The organism is Streptomyces sp. NPDC059454 (genome assembly GCF_042749965.1).
In the GTDB taxonomy this organism is placed as follows: domain Bacteria; phylum Actinomycetota; class Actinomycetes; order Streptomycetales; family Streptomycetaceae; genus Streptomyces.
Window position 1 is genome coordinate 1 of the sequence record NZ_JBHYVC010000079.1, and the last position, 26,776, is coordinate 26,776.

General features: G+C 71.9%; 17 protein-coding genes. 7 read left to right on the forward strand and 10 right to left on the reverse strand.

The genetic code is table 11. The annotated features are described in order from the left end of the window. The 4 genes from ACFXAE_RS32765 to ACFXAE_RS32780 all read left to right on the forward strand — a co-directional run. The coding region (locus ACFXAE_RS32765; RefSeq protein ID WP_384722191.1) for an ABC transporter permease at positions 1-304 on the forward strand (304 nt) is incomplete at its 5' end. Then, a complete protein-coding gene (locus ACFXAE_RS32770; protein WP_384722194.1) occupies positions 297-1,124 on the forward strand; it encodes an ABC transporter ATP-binding protein in 828 nt (275 codons plus the stop codon). The genes ACFXAE_RS32765 and ACFXAE_RS32770, both read left to right, overlap by 8 nt. Before the next feature lie 91 nt (positions 1,125-1,215). Then, positions 1,216-3,417 carry a CDP-glycerol glycerophosphotransferase family protein gene (locus ACFXAE_RS32775; protein ID WP_384722197.1) on the forward strand — a complete coding sequence of 734 codons (2,202 nt, stop codon included), beginning with the start codon at positions 1,216-1,218 and terminating at the stop codon, positions 3,415-3,417. Then, positions 3,414-5,078, forward strand: coding sequence for a glycosyltransferase family 2 protein (locus ACFXAE_RS32780; RefSeq protein ID WP_384722200.1), 1,665 nt, complete (start codon positions 3,414-3,416; stop codon positions 5,076-5,078). Before ACFXAE_RS32775 ends, ACFXAE_RS32780 begins: the two co-directional genes overlap by 4 nt. A gap of 115 nt (positions 5,079-5,193) precedes the next feature. Here the strand turns inward: ACFXAE_RS32780 and ACFXAE_RS32785 are convergent, their stop codons facing one another. The 4 genes from ACFXAE_RS32785 to ACFXAE_RS32800 all read right to left on the reverse strand — a co-directional run bounded on the left by ACFXAE_RS32785 (position 5,194) and on the right by ACFXAE_RS32800 (position 13,567). Continuing rightward, positions 5,194-6,714 (reverse strand): hypothetical protein, encoded by a 1,521-nt coding sequence (locus tag ACFXAE_RS32785; protein ID WP_384722203.1) that lies wholly within the window; start codon positions 6,712-6,714, stop codon positions 5,194-5,196. Between the two features lie 123 nt (positions 6,715-6,837). Next, on the reverse strand, positions 6,838-11,784 hold the full coding sequence (locus ACFXAE_RS32790; protein ID WP_384722206.1) for an NAD-glutamate dehydrogenase: 4,947 nt from the start codon (positions 11,782-11,784) through the stop codon (positions 6,838-6,840). 561 nt (positions 11,785-12,345) lie between these two features. Further along, positions 12,346-13,014: an HAD family hydrolase gene (locus tag ACFXAE_RS32795; protein ID WP_384722209.1), complete on the reverse strand. Its 669-nt coding sequence runs from the start codon at positions 13,012-13,014 to the stop codon at positions 12,346-12,348. Between the two features lie 46 nt (positions 13,015-13,060). After that, positions 13,061-13,567 (reverse strand): DUF6912 family protein, encoded by a 507-nt coding sequence (locus tag ACFXAE_RS32800; RefSeq protein ID WP_384722212.1) that lies wholly within the window; start codon positions 13,565-13,567, stop codon positions 13,061-13,063. A 316-nt stretch (positions 13,568-13,883) separates the two neighbouring features. On the opposite strand from ACFXAE_RS32800, the gene ACFXAE_RS32805 reads away from it, so the two are divergent. Then, the gene (locus tag ACFXAE_RS32805) at positions 13,884-14,756 is read left to right on the forward strand and encodes an Rv3235 family protein (RefSeq protein ID WP_384722215.1); all 873 of its coding nucleotides are present in this window, start codon (positions 13,884-13,886) and stop codon (positions 14,754-14,756) included. A gap of 66 nt (positions 14,757-14,822) precedes the next feature. On the opposite strand, the gene secA is transcribed toward ACFXAE_RS32805, so the two are convergent. After that, complete coding sequence (secA, locus tag ACFXAE_RS32810) at positions 14,823-17,669, reverse strand: preprotein translocase subunit SecA (protein ID WP_384722218.1); 2,847 nt, start codon at positions 17,667-17,669, stop codon at positions 14,823-14,825. Between the two features lie 280 nt (positions 17,670-17,949). Between secA and ACFXAE_RS32815 the strand changes: the two genes are divergently transcribed. Together ACFXAE_RS32815 and ACFXAE_RS32820 are read left to right on the forward strand one after the other, a co-directional pair. Then, positions 17,950-18,519: a GNAT family N-acetyltransferase gene (locus ACFXAE_RS32815; protein ID WP_384722221.1), complete on the forward strand. Its 570-nt coding sequence runs from the start codon at positions 17,950-17,952 to the stop codon at positions 18,517-18,519. 49 nt (positions 18,520-18,568) lie between these two features. Next, positions 18,569-19,756: a winged helix-turn-helix domain-containing protein gene (locus ACFXAE_RS32820; protein WP_384722224.1), complete on the forward strand. Its 1,188-nt coding sequence runs from the start codon at positions 18,569-18,571 to the stop codon at positions 19,754-19,756. A gap of 12 nt (positions 19,757-19,768) precedes the next feature. Here ACFXAE_RS32820 and ACFXAE_RS32825 read toward each other — a convergent pair whose 3' ends face one another. From ACFXAE_RS32825 to mtrB, 5 genes are all read right to left on the reverse strand, one after another. After that, the gene (locus ACFXAE_RS32825; protein ID WP_384722227.1) at positions 19,769-20,515 is read right to left on the reverse strand and encodes a response regulator; all 747 of its coding nucleotides are present in this window, start codon (positions 20,513-20,515) and stop codon (positions 19,769-19,771) included. A gap of 202 nt (positions 20,516-20,717) precedes the next feature. Next, complete coding sequence (gene hpf, locus ACFXAE_RS32830; RefSeq protein ID WP_384722230.1) at positions 20,718-21,410, reverse strand: ribosome hibernation-promoting factor, HPF/YfiA family; 693 nt, start codon at positions 21,408-21,410, stop codon at positions 20,718-20,720. A 311-nt stretch (positions 21,411-21,721) separates the two neighbouring features. Then, positions 21,722-22,603 (reverse strand): ComF family protein, encoded by an 882-nt coding sequence (locus ACFXAE_RS32835; protein WP_384722233.1) that lies wholly within the window; start codon positions 22,601-22,603, stop codon positions 21,722-21,724. A 76-nt stretch (positions 22,604-22,679) separates the two neighbouring features. After that, positions 22,680-24,506: an LpqB family beta-propeller domain-containing protein gene (locus ACFXAE_RS32840; protein ID WP_384722236.1), complete on the reverse strand. Its 1,827-nt coding sequence runs from the start codon at positions 24,504-24,506 to the stop codon at positions 22,680-22,682. Next, complete coding sequence (mtrB, locus tag ACFXAE_RS32845; protein WP_384722239.1) at positions 24,478-26,775, reverse strand: MtrAB system histidine kinase MtrB; 2,298 nt, start codon at positions 26,773-26,775, stop codon at positions 24,478-24,480. Before mtrB ends, ACFXAE_RS32840 begins: the two co-directional genes overlap by 29 nt. Between the last annotated feature and the right edge of the window lies 1 nt (position 26,776).

Consider the following 26,776-nt stretch of genomic DNA (forward strand, 5'->3'; position numbering starts at 1 on the left):
GACGCCCGACCTGGCCCAGCTGATGCCGTTCGTGCTGCGCACCTGGATGTACGCGTCCGGCGTGATGTTCAGCATCCCGGCGATGCTCGAGGGCAAGGACGTCCCCGCCTGGCTCGCCGACCTGCTGCAGTGGAACCCGGCCGCGGTCTACATGGACCTGGTGCGCTTCGCGCTGATCGACGAGTACGGCTCCTCGTACCTGCCCCCGCACGTGTGGGCGTTCGCGCTGGGCTGGGCACTGCTGGCCGGCGTGATCGGCTTCGTCTACTTCTGGAAGGCTGAGGAGAGGTACGGCCGTGGCTGACACCACCGACAAGAAGATCCCCACGGTCGTCGCCGACCGTGTCGACATCGTCTACCGCGTCAACGGCACCGGCGCCGGACGCGGCTCCGCCACCGCCGCCCTCAACCGCATGCTGCGCCGCAAGCAGACCGAGAAGGCGTCCGGTGTGCGCACGGTGCACGCCGTCAGGGACGTGTCCTTCGTGGCGTACCGGGGCGAGGCCATCGGGCTCATCGGCACCAACGGCTCGGGCAAGTCGACCCTGCTCAAGGCCGTCGCCGGGCTGCTCCCGGTGGAGAACGGCCGTATCTACACCGACGGCCAGCCCTCCCTGCTCGGCGTCAACGCCGCCCTGATGAACGACCTGACCGGCGAGCGCAACGTCCACCTCGGCGGGCTCGCCATGGGCATGTCCCGCGAGCAGATCCGGGAGCGCTACGACGAGATCGTCGACTTCTCCGGGATCAACGAGAAGGGCGACTTCATCACCCTGCCGATGCGCACCTACTCCTCCGGCATGGCGGCCCGGCTGCGCTTCTCCATCGCCGCCGCCAAGGACCACGACGTCCTGCTCGTCGACGAGGCGCTGGCCACCGGCGACCGCTCCTTCCAGAAGCGTTCCGAGGCCCGCATCCGGGAGCTGCGCGAGCGGGCCGGGACGGTGTTCCTGGTCAGCCACAACAACAAGTCGATCCGCGACACCTGCGACCGCGTGCTCTGGCTGGAGCGCGGCGAACTGCTGATGGACGGGCCGACGGAGGACGTGCTCAAGGAGTACGAGGCGTTCACCGGAGGTACGGCCAAGGCCCGCAAGCCGAAGGCGGTACCGGTGCCCTCCTGAGGACCACGCTCGCGCGGCCCCTTCGTCGTATTGATGTCAATATGACCGAAGAGGACTGTCCGGAGCGACGAGCAGCCGAAGGAGCCCCGCGATGCCCGAGCTCAGCGTCGTCGTCCACGGGCCGAACACCCAGGACCACCTGACCGGCCTGCTCGACTCCCTCGCCGACCGCCCCCTCCCGGACACCGAGGTCGTCGTCGCCGCCGTCGGCGACTGGGCCCGCGAGACCGCGGAGCGGCACGCCCCGCACGTCCAGGTGCTGCCCCTGCCCGACGGCACGTCCGACGCGACGGCCCGGGCGGCGGGGGCGGCCCGGGCCGCCGGCCGCTGGCTGCACTTCGTCCGCGCCAAGGACGGCCTGCCGCCCGGCAGCACCCGCACCGTCGCCGAACGGGTCGCAGGGCTCCCCGGCACCGTCGACCTCCTCCTCCTCGACCACCTGCGCAGCACCTGGCGCGGCTCCGGCCCGCCCTCGCCGGACGGCCCACTGCTCGCCCGCGCGGGCCGCACCGACCTCGCCCTCGACGACAGCGCCTACCTGCTGCGCCTGACCCCGCTGCTCGGCACCCGCGTCCTGCGCGCCGGCTTCTGGCGGGCGCACGAGGAACAGCTCACCACCGACGACGAACCGCACGCGGCCCTCGCCGCCCTGCTGCTCGCCGACCGGGTCGCCGCCCTGCCGCACATCGCCCACGAGGACCGTCGGCTGCGGTCCGCCGCCCTCCCGCCGGTCACCCCCGCCCAGCACTACGCGCTCGTCGACCGCTACGAGAGCCTCCTCGACCTCGCCCGCGAACGCCCCGCCGTCTACACCGTGCTCTACGAGATCATGGTCCGCGACTGCCTGCGCGCCTTCACCCGCGGCGACATGCCCGAGGACGTGGCCCGGGAGTTCTTCCGCCGGGCCTCGACCGCCGCTCTGCGCCGCCGCCCCGAGGGTCACCGGCGCCCCGCCGGCCTGGAGGGCATCCGCCGCTCCCTGCTCGAAGAGGGCGCCTACGGCAGGTACCGCGCCTTCCAGGCCGCCAACCGGGCCCGCCGCGCCGTGCGGTCCACGGTGCGCTCCGGAAGGCGCCGGCTCGGCGCACAGGTCCGCGACCAGCAGTACCGCAGGGCCCTGCACCGCCCCGTCGACCCCCACCTCGCGGTGTTCGCCGCCTACTGGAACCGCGGCGTCGCCTGCAACCCGGCCGCGATCGCCGCCAAGGCCGCCGAACTCGCCCCGCACATCCACCCGGTGTGGGTGGTGACCGGCGAGAACGCCGCCCTGCTCCCGCCCGGCACCGACCACGTCGTCCCCGGCACCCGCCGCTACTGGGAGGTGCTCGCCACCGCCAAGTACCTCGTCAACAACGTCAACTTCCCGAACGCCGTGGTCAAACGCCCCGACGCGGTCCACCTGCAGACCCACCACGGCACCCCGCTCAAGCGCATGGGCGTGGACCAGCTGCCGTTCCCGGCCGCCGCCCAGGGCCTGGACTTCGACGCGCTGCTGGAACGCGTGGACAAGTGGGACTACAGCCTCTCCGCCAACAGCCACACCACCCGCATGTGGGAGAGGGCGTACCCGTCCCGGTTCGTCTCGCTCGACCACGGCTATCCGCGCAACGACGTCTACTACACGGCCGGCGCCGACGACATCCGCGCGATCCGCGCACGCCTCGGCATCGCGCCGGGCCGCCGGGCCGTCCTGTACGCGCCCACGCACCGCGACTACGAGGCCGGCTGGACGCCGCGCCTGGACCTCGCCGCCCTCGCCGACCGCCTCGGCGAGGACACCGTGCTGCTGGTGCGCGGCCACTACTTCTACGACGGCACCGCCTCCCCCGCCTCCCCGCTGACCGGACTGCGCCGCTCCGGCCGCATCGTGGACGTCTCGTCCTACGACCCGGTGGAGGAGCTGTGCCTGGCCTCCGACGCCCTGGTCACGGACTACTCGTCGATCATGTTCGACTACGCCAACCTCGACCGTCCGATCGTCGTCCACGCCGACGACTGGGAGACGTACCGCACCACGCGCGGCGTCTACTTCGACCTGATGGCCGAGGCGCCCGGCCCGGTGGCCCGCACCCAGGAGGAGCTGACCGGGATCCTCACCACCGACGCCTGGCGCGACGACGGCGCGGCGAAGGCCCGGGCCGTCTTCCGGCACCGGTTCTGCGAGTACGACGACGGCCGCGCCGCCGAACGCGTCGTACGCCGGGTCCTCCTCGGGCAGGACGAGGCGTCACTGCCGCCGGTGCTGCCGATCGGGGAACGCACCCCGGCGCCGAAACCCGAGGAGGCGTCATGAGTACCTCGCAGGTCCCCGACGTCACCGTCACGGTGATCGTGCACAACGACGCCGGCCGGCTCCCCCGCGCGGTGGAATCCGTGCGCCGCCAGACCCACCGGAACCTGGAGATCGTCATCAGCGACGACCACTCCACGGACGACACGCCCCGGGTGGCGCGGGCCCTGGCGGCCCGCGACCGCCGTATCCGGTGTCTGCGGCTGCCGGAGAACAGCGGCGGGTGCAGCGCGCCGCGCAACCGTGCGCTGGAGATCGCGCGGGCGCCGTACCTGATGTTCCTCGACAGCGACGACGAGCTCCCCGAGGAGTCGGTCGCGTCACTGCTGGCCGCGCACCGCGAACGCGACCTCGACTTCGCGATGGGCGCGGTGCGGCGGATCCGGGTGGACACCGGGCGCCGCTCCACGTGGATGCCGCACCTCGTGCGCGAACGCCGCACCCTGGACGGCATCGAGGCCGACCCGCGCCTGTTCTTCGAGCACCTGTCGACCGGCAAGATGTACTCCCGCGCCTTCCTCGACCGGCACGACCTGCGCTTCCCCGAGGGCATCCACTACGAGGACCAGCTGTTCTCGGCGCAGGCGTACTGCCTGGCGAAACGGTTCACGATCATCCCCGAGCCGGTGTACCTCTGGTACGTCGCCCCGTACGCGGGCTCCGACGCCGCGTCCATCTCCAACCAGCGGCATCTGCTCACCAACGTCCGCGACCGGATCCACGTGCAGCGGCTGATCGACGCGTTCCTGGTGGAGAGCGGGCACGAGGCGCTGCGCGAGGACAAGGACCACAAGTTCCTGAAGCACGACTTCCGGATGTACGCGGGCGACCTGCCCTACCGGGACGAGGAGTGGCTGGCGGCCTTCGCGGAGCTGGTGAACCCGTACCTGGAGACCCTGTCGCCGGGCGCGTACGCCCGGCTGCCCCGCGCCGAGCGGGTGGTGCTCCGGCTGATCCGCGACCGGCGCCTGACCGAGGTCCGGTGGGCCGCCCGGGGGCTGGGGCACGATGTCGCCCCCAGGGAGCTGACCACGGGCCCGGACGGCCGTACGTACTGGGGCGGGCAGGTCCCCGAGTCGGCGGACGCCCGCCGTGAACTGGACCTGACCGAGCTGGAGCCGGACACCTGCCCGTTCTCCGTCATCCGGTTCCGCCACGAGATCACGGAGATCACCCGGGGCCCGGGTGCCTCCGTCGACCTGACCGTCCGCACGTACGACCCGGCTCTGCGCCTCCCGGTCGGCCCCCAGCGCGCGAGCCTGCTCCTCTCCCCCGGCCGGCGCCTGACCGTCCCCTTCCGTCTCTCCCCGGCCCGCCCCGGTGTCTTCGAGGGCCGCGTCCGTCTCGACCCGGCGTCCGCACGCCTCCCGCTGAGCGGCTTCGCCGGGGTGCGTCATCCGATGGTCCGGCTGACCTGCCGGGGGCGGAGCAACCGGGGGGTGCTGCTGGCGCCGCCGGCCTTTCCGCCCCTGACCGCCCGCGTCCCGCACCATCGGGTCACGATCGAGCCCGAGGGCCACGGTCCGGGCCGCCTCCAGCTCCGCTGGCAACCGACCGGCCTCACGGCGAGCGTGCTGCGCCCGGCGGCCCACCGCCTGGCCGGCCCCCGGCTGCGCCGGGCGGCCCGCTTGGCGGCGAGCCTCTTCAACCCCTCCGGCGGCTGAGTCCTCAGCCCCTCCGGCGTCCGAGGAGCGGGGTTCCGGGGGCGGAACCTCCGGGGACGGGAACGGGAGGGGGCGGCGGGGGCGAACCACACCGGACCGGCACCACCCTCACCGCTCAGGGCACCGCATAGAGCACCTGCCCCTTTGGCCCCCGCGCCACCACCCGCAGCCCGGCGCCGTCCAGGACACCACCCCCGTCCACCACCCACCGCACCCCGTACTCCCGCTCGATCCCCCGCCGCACGGACGACGACGTCCCCTCCGCGAAGTACACCCCCGTCGCCGCCACCCGTCGTTCCTCGTCCGGAAGGAAGAAATCGGGATAGCCCGGAGCGACCGTGTAAAAGCCGTACGCCGGTACCTGACGCGCCGCGCGCCCCTCGGCCATGACCACGTCCCCGTACCGCACCCACGGCGTGATCCAGTGGTACCCCGTCCACGGCACCCGGTGCCTGTCCTCCACCGCCGCCGGCAGGGCGCCGCGCGGCACCACGTACCCGAGCGTCCCCACCTGCGTCCACCCGCCGAGCAGCAGCGCCCCGGCCAGCAGGGCCGTCCAGCCGGCGCGCAGCCGCCGGCGCCCCGCCCCGACCGCCTCCAGCGCCGCCGCGAACTGGGCCGGGATCAGCGCGGCCGGCAAGGCGCGCCCCCAGGAGTAGTGGCCGCTCAGCCACCCCGCCGCGACGACCAGCGCGCCCAGCCCGAAGAAGAGCACCAGCGGATCCCGCCGGTCGCGCCGCGCGCGCGGGACCAGCGCGGCCACCCCGAGCAGGACCAGCCCGAACCGCGCGACCGGATGCCCGTACAGCACCCGGTGCACCCGCTCCAGTCCGGTCCCGGCGCCGAACAGGGCGAAGAAGTCGTAGTACGGCCATGCCCACAGCACCACCGCCCCCACCAGCAGCCCGGCGCCGAGCCTCGGCCACACCGCGCGTCCGGTCCGCGCCGCGAGCACGGTGGCGGCGGCGCCCACCGTGGCCACGACCCCCGAGAACTGGTGACAGAGCAGGATCACCGCCCAGAGCGTTCCCAGGCCGAGCCACGCCGGCCACCCGGCCCCCCGGCGCAGCGCCCCCGTCAGCCACGCCCAGAAGTGGAAGGCGAGCCCGAGGGTGAACGTGCTCGGATACGACACCGTCAGCGCGAGCGAGTTGAGTCCCGGGAAGCCGCTCCACAGGAACGGGGTCGTGCCCCACAGCAGCAGCAGGCTCAGCAGGGCGAGCGCGGGCGCGGCCCGGTGCGCGCTCAGTGTCCGCGCGTACCGCCATACGCCCGTCACCAGCAGCGCCAGTCCGGCAGCGGCGGCCAGCCGCAGGACCACGAACACCGACAGTCCCGGTACGCGGGCGACGGTGCCGAGCAGCAGCATCCACGGCGAGTAGTACGGGCTCGGCGTGTCCGCGTCGACCAGCGGGTTGCCGGGGGCGAACGGGCTGTGCCGCAGCCGCTGCACGGTCGCCGCGTGCATGCCCAGGTCACCGGCCCAGGGGAGCCGCACGACCACCAGGACCATCAGGGCGAGGACGAGTCCGGCGACGGCCACGGCCACGGCGTGGCCGAGGGACGCCGGACGGTCCGTGGCGCGGCGCGCACCGGTCCTTCCGGGCGCGGCGGACGATGAGGATCGGACAGTCACACAGGAGCCATTGCCCGGAACGGTGATCCCGCACCGGATCCCCGCCGATGCCCGCCCAAGGCACCACAACGGCGTAAGGGCGCCCCGGGCCCGACGGCCCGGGACGCCCCCTCGCGCACCTGCCTACGAGTGCGACCGCAGCAGCGTCCGCATCGTCCGCATCGCCACCGACAGGTTGGCGAGATCGAACGTGTCGGAGCCGTGGATCTCCTCCAGCGTGGCACGGGCCCGGCCCAGCAGCGCCGCGTTCTTCTGCTCCCACAGCTTGAAGCGCTGCTGCGGCGTCGACGAGCCGTTGCCCTCCGCCAGCACGTCCGCGGCCACCGCCGCGTGCGCCGCGTACAGGTCCTCGCGGATCGCCGCGCGGGCCATGGACTGCCAGCGGTCGGCGCGCGGCAGCTCGATGATGCGGTCCATCAGCTGGGTGATGCGCAGCCGGTCGCCGAGGTCGTAGTACACCTCGGCGACGTCCAGCGGCTCCTTGCCCGTCCGGTCGGCGACCGACACGATGTCGAGCGTCGGGAAGGCGGAGGAGAACCCGGCGACCCGGGTGGCCAGCTCGTCCGGGACACCGGCACCGCTCAGCTCGTCGTAGATCCGCTGGTACCAGTCCAGGTCCGCGCCGCGCAGCAGCTTCGGCAACTGCGACCAGACCTGCTCGACCCGCTCGGCGAAGAACGACACCGTCTCCTCGAGCTCCAGCGGCTGCCGCCGGTTGTTGAGCAGCCACCGCGTACCGCGCTCCACCAGCCGGCGCTGGTGCAGCCGGATGCGGGTCTGGACCTCCGCGTCGACCGTGGTGTCGAGCGCCTCGACCCCGTCCCACACCACCGAGGAGCGGAAGATCGCGCGGGCCGCGGTCTGCGCCCGGACGATCTCCTCCAGCGACGCGCCGGTCTCCTCGCGCAGCCGGTGCAGATACGTCGTACCGCCCGTGTTGACCGTGTCGTTGACCAGCACCGTCGTGGTGATCTCGCGGCGCAGCGGGTGGGTGTCGATCCGGTCGAGGAACTGCTCGCGCAGCTCCGTCGGGAAGTACGCGTGCAGCAGCACCTTCAGATACGGGTCGTCGGGCAGCGAGGTGTCCAGCAGCTCCTCGGCGACCGTGATCTTCGTGTACGCCAGCAGGACGGCCGTCTCCGGTCCGGTCAGGCCCCGCCCGGAGGCGAGCCGCTCGCGGATCTGGCGGTCGGTGGGCAGGAACTCCAGGGCCCGGTCCAGCTGGCCCTCGCGCACCAGGTGCTTCAGGAACCGCTGCTGGGCGTGGACCATGTCCTTGGACTGGGCCAGCGCGTTGGCGATGGCGGTGTTCTGCGCGTAGTTGTTGCGCAGCACCAGCCGGCCGACCTCGTCGGTCATCCCGGCGAGCAGCTTGTTGCGTTGCTTCACGGTCATGTCGCCGTCCCTGACGAGACCGTTCAGCAGGATTTTGATGTTCACCTCGTGGTCGGAGGTGTCCACACCGGCGCTGTTGTCGATCGCGTCGGTGTTGATCCGGCCGCCGTGCGAGGCGAACTCGATCCGGCCGAGCTGGGTCATGCCCAGGTTGCCGCCCTCACCGACGACGGAGACCCGCAGGTCACAGCCGTCGACGCGGATGGCGTCGTTGCCCTTGTCGCCGACGTCGGCGTTGGACTCGGCGGACGCCTTGACGTACGTGCCGATGCCGCCGTTCCACAGCAGGTCCACCGGCGCCCTGAGGATCGCCTTCATCAGGTCGGCCGGGGTCATCTTGGTGACGCCCGGCTCGATGCCGAGGGCCTCGCGGATCTGCGAGTTGACCGGGATGGACTTGGCGCTGCGCGGGAAGATCCCGCCGCCGGCCGACAGCAGCCCGGTGTCGTAGTCGGCCCAGGAGCTGCGCGGCAGCTCGAACAGACGGCGGCGCTCGGCGTAGGAGGCGGCCGCGTCCGGGTTCGGGTCGATGAAGATGTGCCGGTGGTCGAAGGCGGCGACCAGGCGGATGTGCTCGCTGAGCAGCATGCCGTTGCCGAACACGTCACCGGACATGTCGCCGATGCCGACGACCGTGAAGTCCTGGGTCTGGGTGTCCACGCCCAGCTCCCGGAAGTGCCGCTTCACGGACTCCCAGGCGCCGCGGGCGGTGATGCCCATGCCCTTGTGGTCGTACCCGGCGGAGCCGCCGGAGGCGAAGGCGTCACCGAGCCAGAAGTTGTACGACTCGGCGACCCCGTTGGCGATGTCCGAGAAGGTCGCGGTGCCCTTGTCGGCCGCGACGACGAGGTACGTGTCGTCCTCGTCGTGCCGGACGACGTCCGCCGGGTGCACGACCTCGCCGGCCACCATGTTGTCGGTGATGTCGAGCAGCGCCGAGATGAACGTCTTGTAGCTGGCGATGCCCTCGGCCATCCAGGCGTCGCGGTCCACGCCCGGGTCGGGCAGCTGCTTGGCGACGAAACCGCCCTTGGCGCCCACCGGCACGATGACGGTGTTCTTCACCATCTGCGCCTTGACCAGGCCGAGGATCTCGGTGCGGAAGTCCTCCCGGCGGTCCGACCAGCGCAGACCGCCGCGCGCGACCTTGCCGAAGCGCAGGTGCACGCCCTCGACGCGCGGCGAGTACACCCAGATCTCGAACGCCGGGCGCGGCGCCGGGAGGTCCGGGATGGCCTGCGGGTCGAACTTCATGGAGACGTAGTCGTGCGGCACGCCGCCGCTCGCCTCCTGGAAGAAGTTGGTGCGCAGCGTCGCCTTGATGACCGTGAGGAAGGAGCGCAGGATGCGGTCCTCGTCGAGTGAGGCGACCTGGTCGAGGGCGGCGTCGACCTCCTCCAGCAGCGCGTCCACCAGTTCGTACCCGGCGCGCTGCCGGTCCGGCGACATCCGCGCCTCGAACAGGGAGACGAGCAGCCGGGTGGTGTGGACGTTGTGGCGGAGGGTGTCCTCCATGTAGTCCTGGCTGAAGGTGGAGCCCGCCTGGCGCAGGTACTTGGCGTACGCCCGCAGCACCACGGCCTGCCGCCAGCTCAGTCCGGCGCTGAGCACGAGGGCGTTGAAGCCGTCGTTCTCCGCCTTGCCGGTCCAGGTCGCCTCGAAGGCGTCCTGGAACCGCTCACGGGCGTCGTCGCCGAGGTGGTCGGCGCCCGCGCCCTTGGGCATCCGCAGGCCGAAGTCGTAGATCCAGGCCACGCTGCGGTCCGCGCACCGCAGCTCGTACGGCCGCTCGTCGACGACCTCGACGCCCAGCCGCTGGAGCACCGGCAGCACCGCGGACAGGGAGACGGCCTCCCCCTTGCGGTAGATCTTGAAGCGGCGCTCCTCCTCGGCCGCGCCCACCGGTGCGTACAGGCTGAGCGCGAAGTCCCGCTCCTCGCCGAGCTCCTCCAGGCGCACCAGGTCGGCGACGGCGCTGCGCGGGGAGTGGTCGGCCTTGTAGCCCTCGGCGAAGGCGCCGGAGTAGCGGCGCAGCAGCTCGGCGGCGCGTTCCTCGCCGAACTCGGCGTTCAGCGCCTCGGCGAAGCCGTCGGCCCAGGAGCGGGCGGCCTCGACGAGCCGGGCCTCGATGCGCTCCTTGTCGGCGTCGGACAGCTCGGACAGCTCGGTGCCCTGCGGGACGCGGACCACGAAGTGCAGCCGGGAGAGGACCGACTCGGTGTTCCAGGCGGTGAAGTCGACGCTGATGCCGCCGAGCTCCTCCTTGAGGATGTCGATGATCCGCAGCCGGACACCGGTGGTGTAGCGGTCGCGCGGCAGGTAGACGAGGGCGGAGTAGTAGCGCCCGTACTCGTCCTGGCGCAGGTAGAGCCGCAGCCGACGGCGCTCCTGGAGGTAGAGCACCGAGGTCACGATGGACTGGAGCTCGCCGGCCGGGGTCTGGAACAGCTCGTCGCGCGGGTAGGTCTCCAGGATCTGGAGCAGGTCACGCCCGTCGTGGCTGTGCGGCGAGAAGCCGGCGCGCTCCAGGACCTCGTCGACCTTGCGGCGGATCACCGGCACCCGGCGCACGGACTCGGTGTAGGCGGCGGACGAGAACAGTCCGAGGAAGCGCCGCTCGCCGACGACGTTGCCGTCCGCGTCGAACTTCTTGACGCCGATGTAGTCCAGGTACGACGGCCGGTGCACGGTGGCCCGGCTGTTCGCCTTGGTCAGCACCAGCAGCTTGTGCTCGCGCGCCTTGGCCCGGGCGTCGGCGGGCAGCCGCTCGAAGGACGGGCTGACCGGGTGGTCCTCGTCGGAGGCGTGGTGCGGGTCGGAGCGCAGGATGCCGAGGCCGGTGCCGGGGACAGCGGCCAGCGAGTCGTCCCGGCGCAGCTCGTACTCGCGGTAGCCGAGGAAGGTGAAGTGGTCGTCGGCGAGCCAGCGCAGCAGTTCGCGGGCCTCCTCGACCTGCGGCACGGGCAGGTCGGCGGGGACGGGCTCCTCGGGCAGCCCTTCGGCCAGCGCGGTCGCGGTCTGGCGCATCTTGCCCCAGTCCTCGACGGCCTCGCGGACGTCGGAGAGGACCCGCAGCAGATCGGCGGTGATCTGCTTGAGGTCGCCGCGGTCGGTCTCGCGGTCGATCTCCACGTGGATCCAGGACTCGACGTGCGCGTCGTGCGGCAGGTCGCGGGCGTCGTGCGGGAGGTCGCCGCCGGGCGAGGTGGTGAGCACCTCGATCAGCTTGCCGGTGACGTCCCGGCGGGCCACGAACTGCGGGTGGATGACGACGTGGATGCCGCGGCCCTGGCGGGTCAGCTCGTTGGTGACGGAGTCGACCAGGAACGGCATGTCGTCCGTGACCACCTCGACGACGGAGTGGCTGCAGGTCCAGCCGTTCTCCTCGACGGTCGGGGTGTGGACGCGGACGTTGGCCGTGCCCTGGGGGCGGCTCTCGGCGAGACGGTAGTGCGCGTAGGCGGCTCCGAAGACGTCGACCGGGTCGCGGTCGGTCAGGTCCTCCGGGGCGGTGTGCAGGTAGTAGCGCTGGAGGAACTCGAGCACGGTGTCCCGGTCGGGCATGCCCTTGTCCGTCGTCCCGGTCGGCAGTTTCCCCCCGGCCGGGCTGTTCTCAGCTACCCGGGCCGCCCTCTCGAGCAGCTCGGCCTTGGCTTCGTCCAGCTTGGTCTGCATGGTCCTCTGGCTCCTGTCGCGCGCCGTTGCGTGACGTAGAAGGAAGTACGGTCTCCGACCTCACGGGGTGGTGGTACGACACGGGGTGTCCGGTCTGTGCCGACGCTATGCCGTGAGGTGGGAGGAGCGGGGGCTTCTCGGCCGAATCCGACACACCCGACGGGTGTGACGTCGCTCTCCGCGACGCCTGTTCCCGCGAGGCGCGTCGCGTCCCGGGTGCCCTCTTGGCCCCGTGCCGCCCGCGAAGACCAGCGACCGCCACCCGGGCACGGATGTCGTCCGTGCCGCCCGGGCGCACAGCAGGGACGCCGAGGTCCCCGCGAGCTATCGCGCTGATCACGCCACCAAGGCTATCGCTCCCTACAGGCCCCCCGTCATGAGCCGCATGTGTACAAAACCAGGCCATGAACTTTGACGTTCTGCACAGTGCGGCCGGCCCACGCTCCGCAGCCCCCGCACAAGGAGCGCCCCTTCAGCGCCGGACAGGACTATGCACCCGGGGGCGCGGGGAACCGCGCGATCGACCACGACGAACCCGCACTCGCCCACGCGCCGCAGGCGTCAGGCGGCCGCCAGGCGCTCCGCCTCCGCCACGGCTTCCCCCAGGGTGTCCACCACCGGGACGCCCACCGCCTCCAGGCTGGCGCGGCCGTGGGAGCCGCCGGTGTACAGGACGGCGCGGGCTCCCGCGTGCAGGGCGGCCAGCGCGTCGTCGGCCGCGTCGCCGATCACCACCGTGCGCGCCGGGTCGACCCCGGTCAGCGCGCTGAGGTGGCGCACCATGTGCTCCGCCTTGCTCCCCCCGGACGGTCCGGTCCGCCCGTCGACCCGCAGGAAGTGCGCCTCGATCCCGAATCCCCTCACCAGCGGGACCAGGTCCTCGTGCCCGTACAGGCTGAGGATGGACTGACTGCGGCCCGCCGACGCCCACCCCGCCAGCAGCTCCACCACGCCCTCGGCGAGCCCGCACCGCACGTGGTGCTCCGTGTAGTGGCGGTGGAAGACCGAGTCCATCAGCTCCCACTCGGCCGCGCTGGGCAGCCGCCCCATCAGCCGCTCGTAGAACTTGGGCACCGGCACGCAGTACAGCTCCCGGTACCGCTCCAGCGTGAGCGGCTCCAGGCCCAGCTCGGCGAAGGCCGCGTTCGTCGCCCCGATGACCGCGTCCACATCGTGGAACAGCGTGCCGTTCCAGTCCCAGACGATGTGCGCGTCCTTGTACGTCCCCATGCCCGAAAACGTACCCGCCCGCACCGACATCGAGGAGACCCGCGGGTCAGCCGATCAGGAGGGGGATCTCCTGGGTGGCGTACCAGAGCAGCTCGTGGTCCTCCGCCCCGTCCACCGTGAACCGCGCGTCGTCGTCCCCGCCGTCCGCCGCGGGCAGCGCGTCGGCGGCGGCCGTCACGTCCGCCTCCGCGTCCGCCGCGTCCACGTGCACCGCGGCCGCCTCGGCCAGCCGTACGGCGCCGGCGACCCGCACCTCGCCGAGGGCGGCCGGATCGAGGCCCCGGTCGGGGTCGGTCGAGGCGGCGTCGTCGGACACGTCCACGGCGACCACGACCCGGCGCCGCGGCGCACCGGCGTCCGCCGCCAGCAGCCGAAGGGAGGCCAGCGCGGCACGGCTGAGCGCGGCGTACTCCAGCTCCTCGATGTCGTCGGAGAGGTACCACTCGCGCAGCGCGGGCGTCACGGCGTACGCGAGGAACGGCCCGTCGCCCAGCGCGCCCGTCCTGTACGCCTCGGCGAGCCCGGGAAGGGTCAGGGGGACGTAGACGCGCATGTCGGCCGCTTTCGTGTGATCGGGGCTGTGAGGGGGCCTTCAGAATACGTGCGGGCGTCCCCCATCGGGTCCCCGCCCACACCCTCGGGCACGTCCACCTCCGTCCCGCAATTCACCCGGCACGCCCGCGTGAGCATGGGATCGAGAACGCTCGAACCACTCTGATAGGTGATTTTCCCGGCCCTTCCGACCCGCCCTCGGCCTCCTTGCAGCCGCACCGCATGTCCCCGTACAAGGTCCCCAGCCATGAAGTTACCGCCCGGTACGGCTCCCCGGCCGCCCGGGCCCGTCGAACGGGGTCCCCATGCACAAGGTCATGACCAGAGCCCAGCACCGCCCCGCCCACCGTCCTCCCGCCCGCCGGGACTCCCGCCGCCCCGCGGCCACCGCACCGCCCCGCACTCCCGCGGGCCGGCCCGCATCCACCGCGTCCACCGCTTCCCCCGACGAAGCCCCGTCGCCCACCGGCCCCACCGCGCCCCGCACGGCCCCGGATGGGCCCGCACCCGCCGCTCACACCGGCCAGGGCCACCCGGCCACCACCGCGCCGCACCTGCCCGTGGAAAGCACCGCACGCGCCTCGTCCCCCGACAGGGGCCTGCCGTCCCCCACGGGCACCACCCCACCCCGTATCCCCACCGGCAGGGCCGCCTCCGCTCCCTCTCCCGGCGGACGCCGGCCGGCCGCCGCGGCTCTTCCGGCCCGGCCCGCCGACAACCGTCCGCCGGCCCGCGCGGGCCGGCGGGCCGTTGCGCCGGCGCCGTCTGCACGGGGTACCCGGGAGGCGCCGACGGCCGGCACCCGCCCGCGCGTCACCGACCGGCCGCCCCACCATCCCGTCGTCCTCCGGCCGGGGCCCACCGACCGCTTCGCCGAGTTGCTGCTCGCCGTCCTCAGCGGGCAGCGTCCCGTGCACGCGATGCTGCGGCACACCGCCGGACAGGCCTACGACGAGTTGGTACGGCTCGCCGAGCACGGACCGCTGCGTACCCGGGGCGTCCGCCCCGTCGTACGCGACATCGGCTGGTTCGAGCCCCGTGAGGGCGCCCTCGAGGTGTTCGCCCGGATCGGGGCCGGGGACAGGCTGCGCGCCATGGCCTTCCGGCTGGAACAGGGCCGGGACCTGCGCTGGCGCTGCACCGCCGTGGAGCTGGGCGGCCCGCGGGCACACCGCGCGGCCACCCACTGAGCACACGCGCGAAGCCCGAGGGCCGGGCACCCTGGGGTACCCGGCCCTCGGCCCGCTCACCACCGCTCACTTCTTGCGGCGACGACCGCCCCGCGCCTGCTTGCGGCGCTCCGCGCGCGTGAGGCCGTCCGCCTCGGAGCGCACCGGCTCGTCGTCGGTGGCGAAGTCGCCCTCGACGGTACCGCCCTCGCCGTCCACCGTCGGCGCGGAGAAGTGCAGGTTCCGCCGCTGCGGGGCGTCGAGCCCCTTGGCGCGGATCTCCGGGCGCGGACTCGCCTGCGCGGGCACCGCGTCCCGCTTCTCCAGGTCGGCCACCGGCTTGACGTCCTCGACCGGGACCTCCTCGACCTGCTGCTCGACCTGGACCTCCAGGTTGAACAGGTAGCCGACGGACTCCTCCTTGATGCCGTCCATCATCGCGGTGAACATGTCGAAGCCCTCGCGCTGGTACTCGACCAGCGGGTCCTTCTGCGCCATCGCGCGCAGGCCGATGCCCTCCTGGAGGTAGTCCATCTCGTAGAGGTGCTCGCGCCACTTGCGGTCCAGGACCGACAGCACGACCCGGCGCTCCAGTTCACGCATGATCTCGGAACCGAGCTGCGCCTCACGGGACTCGTACTGCGCGCGGATGTCGTCCTTGATGGACTCGGAGATGAACTCGGCCGTCAGCCCGGCGCGGTCGCCAGCCTCCTCCTCCAGCTCCTCGATGGTGACGCTCACCGGGTACAGCTGCTTGAACGCGCCCCACAGCCGGTCCAGGTCCCAGTCCTCGGGGAAGCCCTCGGCGGTCTCCGCCTGGACATAGGCGTCGATCGTGTCGTCCATGAAGTGCTGGATCTGCTCCTGCAGGTCCTCGCCCTCCAGGACACGGCGCCGCTCGCCGTAGATGACCTCACGCTGCCGGTTGAGGACCTCGTCGTACTTCAGGACGTTCTTACGCGTCTCGAAGTTCTGCGTCTCCACCTGCGACTGCGCGGACGCGATCGCGCGCGTGACCATCTTGTTCTCGATCGGCACGTCGTCCGGCACGTTCGCCATGGACATCACGCGCTCGACCATCTGCGCCTTGAACAGCCTCATCAGGTCGTCACCGAGCGAGAGGTAGAAGCGGGACTCGCCCGGGTCGCCCTGACGGCCGGAACGGCCGCGCAGCTGGTTGTCGATGCGCCGCGACTCGTGCCGCTCGGTGCCGAGGACGTACAGGCCGCCGCTCTTCTCGACCTCTTCCTTCTCGGCCTTGACCGCCGCCTCGGCCCGCTTGAGGGCCTCGGGCAGGGCGTGCGCCCACTCCTCGATGTGCTCCTCGGGGTCGAGTCCGCGCTGACGCAGCTCCGCCTCCGCGAGGTCCTCGGGGTTGCCGCCGAGCTTGATGTCCGTACCGCGGCCGGCCATGTTGGTGGCCACGGTGACGCTGCCCTTGCGGCCGGCCTGGGCGACGATCGACGCCTCCCGCTCGTGTTGCTTGGCGTTCAGCACCTCGTGCTGGATGCCGCGCTTGCTGAGCTGCTGCGAGAGGTACTCGGACTTCTCCACCGAGGTCGTGCCGACGAGGATCGGCTGACCCTTGCGGTGCTTCTCCTCGATGTCGTCGACGACCGCCTCGAACTTGGCGACCTCGGTACGGTAGATCAGGTCCGACTGGTCCTTGCGGACCATCGGCCGGTTGGTCGGGATGGGCACCACACCGAGCTTGTAGATCTGGTGGAACTCGGCGGCCTCGGTCATCGCCGTACCGGTCATGCCGGACAGGCCCGGCTGCTCCTTGCCGTCGTGGTCGTGGCGCTTGTAGAGGCGGAAGAAGTTCTGCAGCGTGATCGTGGCGAGCGTCTGGTTCTCGTCCTTGATCGGCACCGCTTCCTTCGCCTCGATGGCCTGGTGCATGCCCTCGTTGTAGCGGCGGCCGGCGAGGATACGGCCGGTGTGCTCGTCGACGATCATGACTTCGTCATCGATGATGACGTAGTCCTTGTCCTTCTTGAAGAGCTCCTTGGCCTTGATGGCGTTGTTCAGGTAGCCCACGAGCGGGGTGTTCACCGACTCGTACAGGTTGTCGATGCCGAGCCAGTCCTCGACCTTGGCGACACCGGACTCGTGGATGGCGACCGTGCGCTTCTTCTCGTCGACCTCGTAGTCGCCGGTCTCCTCGATGCCCTTGAGCGGCTGGCCGGGCTCGCCGCGCTTGAGGCGCTTGACCAGCTTGGCGAAGTCGCCGTACCACTTGGTGGCCTGGTCGGCCGGGCCGGAGATGATCAGCGGCGTACGGGCCTCGTCGATGAGGATCGAGTCAACCTCGTCGACGATGGCGAAGTTGTGGCCGCGCTGGACGAGCTCGTCCTTGGACCACGCCATGTTGTCGCGCAGGTAGTCGAAGCCGAACTCGTTGTTCGTGCCGTAGGTGATGTCGCAGGCGTACTGCTCGCGGCGCTGGGCCGGCGTCATGTTGGCGAGGATGCAGCCGACGCTCAGGCCGAGGAAGCGGTGGACGCGGCCCATCATCTCGGAGTCGCGCTCGGCCAGGTAGTCGTTGACCGTGATGATGTGGACGCCCTCACCGGACAGGGCGTTCAGATACGCGGGCAGGGTGCCGACGAGGGTCTTGCCCTCACCGGTCTTCATCTCGGCCACGTAGCCCATGTGCAGGGCGGCGCCGCCCATCATCTGAACGTCGTAGTGCCGCTGGCCCAGGACGCGCTTGGCGGCCTCGCGGACGGTGGCGTACGCCTCGGGGAGCAGGTCGTCCAGGCTCTCACCGTCGGCGTACCGCTGCTTGTACTCATCGGTGAGGGCCCGCAGCTCGGCGTCGGAGAGGCCTTCGAAGTCCTCTTCGATGGAGTTGACCTGGTCCGCGATGCGGTGCAGCTTGCGCAGGATCTTGCCTTCGCCTGCACGCATGATCTTCGAGAGGACGGACACGGGGGTTGGTCTCCTTGCCGGTCGGGCCTGGGACGGTCGGTTTCCGTTTCACTTACTGAGCAACGGCCATCGTATGCGAGGACCCCGCCACGCCGGGAGGCCTGTCGTGGGGGTGACCGTCGGCTGCTTCCTATCCGTTTCACGGCTGCCTCAAAAGGACAACGTCCGGGCCCCTCCGATGGTGCCGCCCCGCGCCGGCGAATTGCGCGAAGGGTGATCGTCGCCTCACGCACCGCGAAAGGGATGGCGCCGTTCACCCCCGCGTGAGCAGAATCGGCCGATGGAACCCGTCACGCTCACCACCGACCGCCTCCTGCTGCGCACGGTGGGCCCGCAGGAGACCGACGCCGTGTACGCGATCTGCCAGGACCCGGACATCCAGCGCTGGACCACGATCCCCTCCCCGTACCTGCCCGAGCACGCGCGGGGTTTCACGGAGCAGATCGCGCCCGACGGCTGGGCCGACGGTTCGATGTTCACCTTCGGCGTCTTCCTGCCCACCGGGGAACTCACGGGCATGCTCGGCATCACCATGCGCTCCCTCGGGACGGGCGAGATCGGCTTCTGGGGCGCGAAGGAGCACCGCGGCAACGGCTACATCACCGAGGCCGCCCTCGCCGCCTCCCGCTGGGCCTTCACCCGGATGTCGGTCGACCGCATGGAGTGGCGCGCGGAGGTGGGCAACGTCGCCTCCCGCGCGGTGGCGGAGCGCGCGGGCTTCACCATCGAGGGCGTCCTGCGTTCCTCGCTCAGCAACAAGGGAGTGCTGCGGGACTGCTGGGTGGGCTCCCTGCTCCCGTCCGACCTGGGACTTCCCTCCACGGCGCCCTACGTTCCCGGGCGGGGATGAGCCCCGGGCCCTCCGCCGTTGTCAGTGCCGCCCTCTATCGTGCGGACGTATGACGACCCTTCCGCGTCCGACCACCGAATTGACGGCAGACGAGGCCCGCCGCATCGCCCTGCGGGCCCAGGGCTTCCTCGGCGCCCCGGACCGCCGCTCGGGTGTCCGGGGCGTCCTCCGCCATCTGGGCGCGGTGCAGCTCGACACCATCTCCGTCCTCGCCCGCTCCCACGAGCTCATCCCGTACGCCCGTCTGGGCGCCGTGGGGCGCCGGACCGTCGAGGAGGCGTACTGGAAACAGGGGAACCGGCCGCCGCGCGCGTTCGAGTACTGGTCGCACGCCGCGTGCATCCTCCCCGTCGAGGAGTGGCCCCACTTCGCCTTCCGCCGCCGCGCCTACCGCGCCCGCCCGCTCTGGAACCACGAGCTCCCCGACGGCGCCTACGACCAGGTGATCAAGCAGCTCCGCGCGGAGGGCCCCCTGACGGCCACGGAGCTGGGCGGCGCCAAGCGCACCAGCGAGTGGTGGGACTGGTCCGGGACCAAGATCGCCGTCGAGCGCGCCCTGATGGAGGGCGAGGTGGTGTGCGTCGAGCGCCGCGGCTGGAAGCGGGTCTACGACCTGGCCGAGCGGGCGATCCCCGCGGAGCTGCTGCACGACGAGCTGGACGACGCCGAGTGCCTGCGCCGTCTGGTCCGCCTGGCCGGCCGGTCCCTCGGCGTGGGCACCCGCGCGGACATCGCCGACTACCACCGTCTCAAGGGTGAGCAGGTCGACGCGGTGATCGACGGCTCGGGCCTGGTTCCGGTCACGGTGGAGGGCTGGTCCAAGCCGGCCTGGGCCGATCCGGCGGCCCTGGCGACACCGCCGCGCGGCCGGCACCGTACGACGCTGCTGTCCCCGTTCGACTCCCTGGTCTGGGAGCGGGCGCGCACGGAGCGGATCTTCGGCTTCACCCACCGCCTGGAGGCCTACGTGCCCAAGCCCAAGCGGGTGCACGGCTACTTCGCGATGCCCGTCCTCGCGGGCGGCCGGCTCGTCGGCCGGGTCGACCCGGCCCGTGAGGGCCGCACGCTGGTGGCCAAGCAGGTCACGCTGGACGGCCGCAAGGCGGTCCCCGCCGTGGCCCAGGCCCTGGTGGAGGCGGCGGGCTGGGTGGACTGCACGGACGTGCGCGTGGAGCGGGTGGACGCACCGGAGCTGCGCGAGGCCCTCACCCTGGAACTCGCCCGGGTTCCCGCCTGACGCGGGGCGCCGTCACCGGATCTCGAGGATCTTCTCCCGCATCGCGTAGACCACCGCCTCCATCCTGGAGTGCAGTTGGAGCTTCTCCAGGATGTTGCGCACGTGGTTCTTCACGGTGTTCTCGGAGATGAACAGTTCCTTGGCGATGTCGCGGTTGTTCATCCCCGTGGCCACGAGCTTGAGGACTTCGAGTTCACGGTCCGTCAGCCGGGGCACGGGCACCAGCCTGCGCTCGTCGGTGCGCTGGATCATCGACTTGAACTCGGTGAGCAGTTTCGACGCCATGGACGGGCTGATCTGCGACTGCCCGTCGGCCACCGCGCGAATGGCGGTGGCCACCTCGTCCGTGGAGATCTCCTTGAGGAGATAACCGGTCGCGCCCGCCTTGATGGCGTCGTAGAGATCGGCTTCCTCGTCGCTGATCGTCAACATGATGATCTTCGCGCTGGGGGCGACCTCCTTGATGGAGGTGCACGCCTCGATCCCGCCCCGCTTGGGCATCCGCACATCCATCAGGATGATGTCGGGCAGCAGGTCGGCCGCCTTCTCCACCGCCTCGGCGCCGTCCCCCGCCTCGCCGACGACCTGGATGTCCTCCTCGGCCTTGAGCACGATCTCCAGTCCGCGGCGGAACAGCGCGTGGTCGTCCACCACAAGGACTCTGATCGGCTCCTTGCGTGGAGTGTCCGCGTCCGGGCCCATGCCGACGACGCCGTCGTCGGCATCCTCGTCACGCATCGGTCCGAAGCTGTCCGCCATCGTTCCTCCCCCTGAAGGCTGTGGCCTGTGGTCCTGACCATCGCCAACCCAAGGCAACGGCCCACCGGTTGGGCCGCTGCAGCCATGATTCCATGCCCCGCCGACACCGGAGTGCCGGTGCGTGCGCACAGTGGGCGCACACCGGTGCCCCTGGGGGCGCACACGCGCACCAGGGGCACCGGCTCGGCCGTCACGCGGCGGGTCAGCCGCCGAGCGTCCCGCCCGCCTCGGGGGACTGCGTCTGGGTGACCATCGTGTCCGTGCTGAGGTGGATCACGCCGTAGTCGTAGGCGTGCCGCCGGTAGACGACGCTGGGTTCCTTGGTCTCGGAGTCGATGAACAGATAGAAGTCGTGCCCGACCAGCTCCATTTCGTAGAGAGCCTGGTCGAGGGTCATGGGTGCTGCCACGTGGGTCTTCTCACGGACGATCAGAGGTCCGTCGCCCTGGACTTCCAGGGAGCCGATCTTCTTGGTGGGGACGGCTTCCCGTTCTTCCGTGACGGCGCCCCCGCCGACCCCGTTGAGTGTCGCCGCGCCCGGGACGTGGTCGGGGACCTCGGCGGCCGAGATCCTGCGCGCACCGCGCCGCGAGAAACGCTTGTCGTGCTGCTTGCGCAGCCGGGCATCCAGCTTCTCCGCTGCCAGGTCGAGCGCCGCGTACGGATCGCTCGCCGCTGCCTCCGCCCGGATCACCGGACCGCGGGAGCGGAGCGTGATCTCCACCCGGTCACTGCGGTCGGCCTGTCGGGGGTTGGGCTCCTTGGACACCTCGACGTCGAGGCTGATCACCTTGCCATCGAGCTTCTGGATCTTCTCCAGGTTCAGCTTCTCGGCCACGTGCTTCCGGAACCGCTCGGGCACCTCGGTCTTGCGGCCCTTGACGACGATGTCCACGCAGAACTCCGTTCCCGGATCACTCCGCCTCGGTGCGGAGCGTCTCCCTTTTGCACCAGGTTCCGGTGACGCCCGGAACCTCGGACTCGGCGACGTCCACCTCCTCCCCCATGGGCGAAATCTCCACTCCACCGGCGCGGGCGATAACGAAAAACCCGCAGCACGGCAATCGGATTCGAGAGGTGTGGCCTGCGGCTTTCCCTCTCAACCGAACATATCTCGCCCGGACGGATGTCGTCACCCTCTACCGCGCCGTACCTCCATTCTGATGAATTGCCTCTCTCATTACCTGCAACGACACACGTTCTCAGTCAGTTCCGGTTTATTTCGAAAGCGTCCGGAGACGCCGCGACGACGGCCGCGTACATCCCGCCGGCGCCGCCCGCGCCCGCCATGACCGGCGGCCGGCCGGAACGCCGGCCCGCCCGCTGTTGAGCTGATCCGTTCCGCTGTTCCCCTCTCCCTTCCCCTGTCTCACCCCCGTACACGAACGCGGGCCCCGAAATACTCGATTCGGCTCCCCGGTCCGGCGACGCGGCCCACGACCGCGCCCGTACGGCACGCGCCGCCTCGGCCAGCGACGCCCCGGTCGTCATCAGGTCGTCGACCAGGACGACCCGTCCTGCCGAGAGCAGCCGGCCGCAGCCCGGGACCACCGTCAGCGCGCCCGCGAGATTGGCCAGCCGCTGCCGGGAGTCGAGCCCCGACTGGTCGGCCACGTCCCGTCGCTGCCGCAGCGCGGGAAGCACTTGTGCGGGTACCCCCGCCCGCCGCAGCTCACCCGCCGCCGCGTACGCGATCCGCCGGGCGGGATCATGCCCGCGCGCCCGCACCGCCCGCCGTGCGGAGGGCACGGGGACGAGCAGCACCGAGCCGCCGCCCGCGCACCGCGCACGGACCGCTCCCAGTCCCGCCCGCACCGCTCCCGCCAGCGCCTCGCCGAGCGGCCTGGAGAGGGCCAGGGCGCCCCGCTCCTTGTGCGCCAGCAGCGTGGCGCGCACCTCGTCCGCGTAGCGGGCCGCCGCGTGCACCGGCGGCAGTCCGGCCGGCTCGGGCACCGGCCGCACCCGGCACGGCACGCCCCCGCTCAGCGCCGTACGGCACCGGGCGCAGAGCACCGTACGAGGTCTGCCGCAGCCGCCGCACTCGGCCGGGAGCACCAGGTCGGTGAGGTCCTGCCACCAGTCCCGCATGGGACCACTGTGCCAACGCCCGCCGCACCCGGCCACCCCTGTGGATAACCCGGGGGACGGGTCCGGCCGGCCCGGCTCACCCCGGATAGACCGGCGCGGTCCCCTCCGTCACCTTCTGCCACTGCGCCCCCGAAGGCAGCCGTACGATCCCGTCCACCGAGTACGCCATGAGCGGCGCCTGTTCGTCCTCGGAGGCGGTGACGGCCTCGACTCCGGTCAGGGCGGCGGGCGGCGGCACGTCCGGCGTGGAACCGTCGACCTCGACGTACTTCATCTGCTCCACACCTCCCTGCTCGCGTCCGACCACCACGAGCCGACTGTCCCCGGCCCAGGACATGGCCGTGACCTGTTCCAGCTCCGGCGTCGCGGAGCGCGGGTCCAGCACGGTGACCGTCGGCCGCTCGTCCGTCCCACCGCTCCGGTCGATCCGCCCGATCACCAGGGAACTCCGGTCGCCCTTCTCCACGACGAGCGCGATCCGCACCCCGTCGGCGGCCACCCGGACCGCCCGCACCCGGCCGTCCAGCCCCGGCGTCCGTACCTGGACCGGCTCCTCCTCGCCCTCCTCCAGGAGGTACAGCCGCGGGTCGACGGGGTCGCTGTCGGCCACCCACAGTCCGCCCTGCGCGTCCCAGCTGGGCGTGGTCAGCCTGTCCTCCTCGGTCCTGCCCGTACTGCGCAGCACGGGCTCCCCGAGGGAACTCCCCGACACCAGCGAGGAGACGAACAGCGACTTGCCGTCGATGGCGACCCCGGCCGCGGTGCGTTCGTCCCGGGCGACCGCCACCGACCGCAGTGCCTTCTCACCCTCGCCCAGCGCCCCGGGCGCCGGCACGGGCTCGGTGTCGCTGCTGCCCGCGGTGATCCGTACGAGCCGGTGCTTGTCGTCGACGAAGTACAGGTAGTCGGGCTGGTCCAGCGCGCCCCGGGTGGCCGTGGTCTCGGCGCCCTCCTGGGCCAGCGAGCACAGCTGCCCGCCGTCGGCCCGCAGCTCGACCTCCTCCACCGCGGGGCTGAGCGTGCGCAGCGTGAACAGCAGCTGGGCCGCCATCTCCTCGCACCGGCCGGTGCCGACCTCGGCCGCCTTGTCGTTGAGCGGCACGGTCAGCCTGCCCCGGTCGTCCGGGGTCAGCGGGCCGGCGTCCTCCCGCAACGCCGCCCCCGCGGGGAATCCGGTCCTGACGGCGGGGTCCAGCCAGGTCGTGGGCCCTTCGATGAGGGAGCGCACCATCTGGGTCGTGGGGTCCACGTGACTGCGCACATAGACGGGGTCGGCGACCGTCATCGGCGGCGATCCCGCGTTGGCCGAGGCGAAGTAGTACTTGTTGACGGACATGTAGTTGCGCTGGAAGTCCGACTTGCCCATGACGACGCCCTGCGGCACCGCGTCGATGCGCCACTGCTCGCTCTTGGCGTCCTTCGTGAGATGCACCAGCTCGTCGTAGGACCCGGAGGCGGGCGCGTACGACTGCTGCGCGTCCACCGTGGCGACCTTGGTCCCGGTCAGCGTGTAGGACAGGGAGCCGGTGTCCTGCCGGTCCGTGCTGTCGGCCTGGGCGCCCGGCCCGTCCGACAGCACGGTGGTGGACAGCTCCGGCTTCCAGGTCTTCGCCGCCTCGCGGGTCAGATACTGGCGCGCGGTCCTGTAGTCGGGGTCGTCACTGGTCAGCGCCTCCAGGAAGCCCTGCACGATCTGCGTGGGGGTCGCGTCCTCACTGGGCGGCATGGCGAACACCCGCACCTGCGCGTCCTGCCGGGGCGTCGACTCGACGCCCCGCAGATCCCCGCTGTCGGGCATCGAGGCGCACCCGGCCAGCAGAACGACCCCGCTGGCGGCGTAGGCCACCGTCCGCACCGGCACCCACCGGCCGCGCTCACCGCCGCCCACGCGAAGCCTCCCCATCCCGGTCCACATCCCGCGCCGCACTCCGACCGCCCTCGCCACCGGCCGCCCCGGCCCCGTGCTCCGGCTCCCGGCCGGCCTCCGACTCCCGGTCACGGCCGTCGTCCGGCTCCCCCTCGGGGCCGCCGTGCCCGGTCTGCGTCCCCGGCTCCGAACCGTCGCCGCTGCCCGCGGACAAAGCCGCCGCACCCCCGCCGTGCCCGTCGTCCGGCCGTCCCGCGGAACCGCCGTCGGCCTCCGGGAACCCGTCATCGGCGCCCGCGATGCCGCTCTGCGCCCCGGATGTCATCCGCGTGCTGCCCGTTCGTTCCGGTGGGGCGGGCCGGGCCACCACGCGTGCACCGTTGCCGGGCAGTGCGGTGGGATCGGCCGTCGGGGTGGCGGTCGCCGACCTCAGCGCGAACGGATCCCGCGCCGACCCGTCGGTGCCCGCCTGCCGCGCCGACACCGTCGCACGCTTCTCGCCGTCCCCGCCGCCGCGTGGCAGACCGGCGTCGTCCAGTCCGCGGTTGCGCCGCGAGTCCTTGGGTTCCAGCGGTATCGGCGACCCCCTCAGCGGCTCGTCCGCGGTCCTGGGCAGCGTCAGCCGGAACTGCGAACCACCGCCCGGCTCGCCCCACGCCTGGAGCCAGCCGCCGTGCAGCCGCGCGTCCTCCAGGGCGATGGACAGCCCCAGCCCCGTACCGCCGGTGGTCCGCGCGCGTGCCGGGTCGGCCCGCCAGAAGCGGCTGAAGACCCGGGTCGCCTCACCGGGCTTGAGCCCGACGCCGTAGTCGCGCACCGCCACCGCCACCGCCCCGCCGGCCGCGGCGAGCTTGACGACGACGTCCTCGCCCTCGCCGTGCTCCACCGCGTTGACGACCAGGTTGCGCAGCACGCGCTCCACGCGTCGCGCGTCGGCCTCGGCGACGACGGGCTGCTGGTCGCCGACGGTCCTGATCCGCGTGCCCTTGCGCTCGGCGAGCGGCTCCGCCCCGCTGACCACGCGCCGTACGACCTCGCGCAGGTCTATCGGCTCCGCCTCCAGCGCCGCCGCGCCCGCGTCGAACCGACTGATCTCCAGCAGGTCCGCGAGCAGCGACTCGAACCGGTCCAGCTGGTCTGCGAGCAGCTCCGCCGACCGCGCGGTCACCGGGTCGAAGTCCTCGCGCGCCTCGTGGATGACGTCCGCCGCCATCCGCACGGTCGTCAGCGGCGTCCGCAGCTCGTGCGACACGTCCGACACGAACCGGCGCTGCATCCGCGACAGGTCCTCCAGCTGGTTGATCTTCAGCTGGAGGTTCTGCGCCATCTTGTTGAACGCCTCGCCGAGCCGCGCGATGTCGTCCTCGCCGGTGACCTTCATCCGTTCCTGCAGCCGCCCCGCGGACAGCCGCTCGGCGATCCCGGCCGCCATCCGCACCGGCGTGACGACCTGGCGCACCACGAGCCAGGCGATCGCACCGAGGAGTACGACGACGAACAGCCCGGCGGTCGCCAGGGTGCCCTTGACCAGACTCAGCGACTTCTCCTCCTGGGTGAGCGGGAAGAGGTAGTACAGCTGGTACGGGTCGCTGTTGGGGTCGTTGACCTGCTTGCCGATGACCAGACCGGGCTGGGATTCCTTCTTGGTGTCGTAGACGATGCGCGTGTAGCTCTGGGCCGCCGACCCGCTGGTGTCGATCCTCTCCCGCAGCGCCGCCGGCACGCTCGCCGTCGGATTGACCTCACCGGAGGCGCGCGGTCCGCGCCCGCTGCCGCTCTCGTCGCCCGCGGGCAGGGTCACCACGTCGAAGGCGCCCTGTCCACCGCTGGAGAGCGACTCCACGAGGTCGCTCATCCACTGGATGACGCTCTGCGAGGGACGGCCGTCCACCGCGGTGCCGTCGTCGCCCGTGACGCTCACGGCCTCCTCGGCCTGCTGTTTGGCCACCGCGAACCCGCCGGTGGCCTGGCTCTGCGACGCCTTCACCTTGGCGTCCAGCAGACCGTTGCGCACCTGGCCGATGACGACGAAGCCCAGCAGCAGGACCACGCCCAGCGACATCAGCAGCGTGGTGACGACGACCTTGAGCTGGATGTTGCGCCGCCACAGCCGCATGACGGGCAGCAGCGGCCGGCGCACCCAGCGCACGAACAGCCGGATCACCGGGCTGCCCTGGACCCCGCCCTGCAGCAGCCCGCCGTCGAGCAGGCGCCCCCATCGGGAGCCCGAGGTCTTCCGGCCGACAGGCCGCCCCGGACGGCCCCCGGACCGGCCGGACGCCGAAGCGGCACTGTCCCCGGACATG

Coding starts and splice junctions, on each gene's coding strand:
- ACFXAE_RS32775 (WP_384722197.1), top strand. CDS start 1,216: ATGCCCGAGCTCAGCGTCGTCGTCCACGGGCCGAACACCCAGGACCAC.
- ACFXAE_RS32780 (WP_384722200.1), top strand. CDS start 3,414: ATGAGTACCTCGCAGGTCCCCGACGTCACCGTCACGGTGATCGTGCAC.
- ACFXAE_RS32790 (WP_384722206.1), bottom strand. CDS start 11,784: ATGCAGACCAAGCTGGACGAAGCCAAGGCCGAGCTGCTCGAGAGGGCG.
- ACFXAE_RS32795 (WP_384722209.1), bottom strand. CDS start 13,014: ATGGGGACGTACAAGGACGCGCACATCGTCTGGGACTGGAACGGCACG.
- ACFXAE_RS32800 (WP_384722212.1), bottom strand. CDS start 13,567: ATGCGCGTCTACGTCCCCCTGACCCTTCCCGGGCTCGCCGAGGCGTAC.
- ACFXAE_RS32805 (WP_384722215.1), top strand. CDS start 13,884: ATGACCAGAGCCCAGCACCGCCCCGCCCACCGTCCTCCCGCCCGCCGG.
- ACFXAE_RS32815 (WP_384722221.1), top strand. CDS start 17,950: ATGGAACCCGTCACGCTCACCACCGACCGCCTCCTGCTGCGCACGGTG.
- ACFXAE_RS32820 (WP_384722224.1), top strand. CDS start 18,569: ATGACGACCCTTCCGCGTCCGACCACCGAATTGACGGCAGACGAGGCC.
- ACFXAE_RS32825 (WP_384722227.1), bottom strand. CDS start 20,515: ATGGCGGACAGCTTCGGACCGATGCGTGACGAGGATGCCGACGACGGC.
- ACFXAE_RS32835 (WP_384722233.1), bottom strand. CDS start 22,603: ATGCGGGACTGGTGGCAGGACCTCACCGACCTGGTGCTCCCGGCCGAG.
- ACFXAE_RS32840 (WP_384722236.1), bottom strand. CDS start 24,506: ATGGGGAGGCTTCGCGTGGGCGGCGGTGAGCGCGGCCGGTGGGTGCCG.
- mtrB (WP_384722239.1), bottom strand. CDS start 26,775: ATGTCCGGGGACAGTGCCGCTTCGGCGTCCGGCCGGTCCGGGGGCCGT.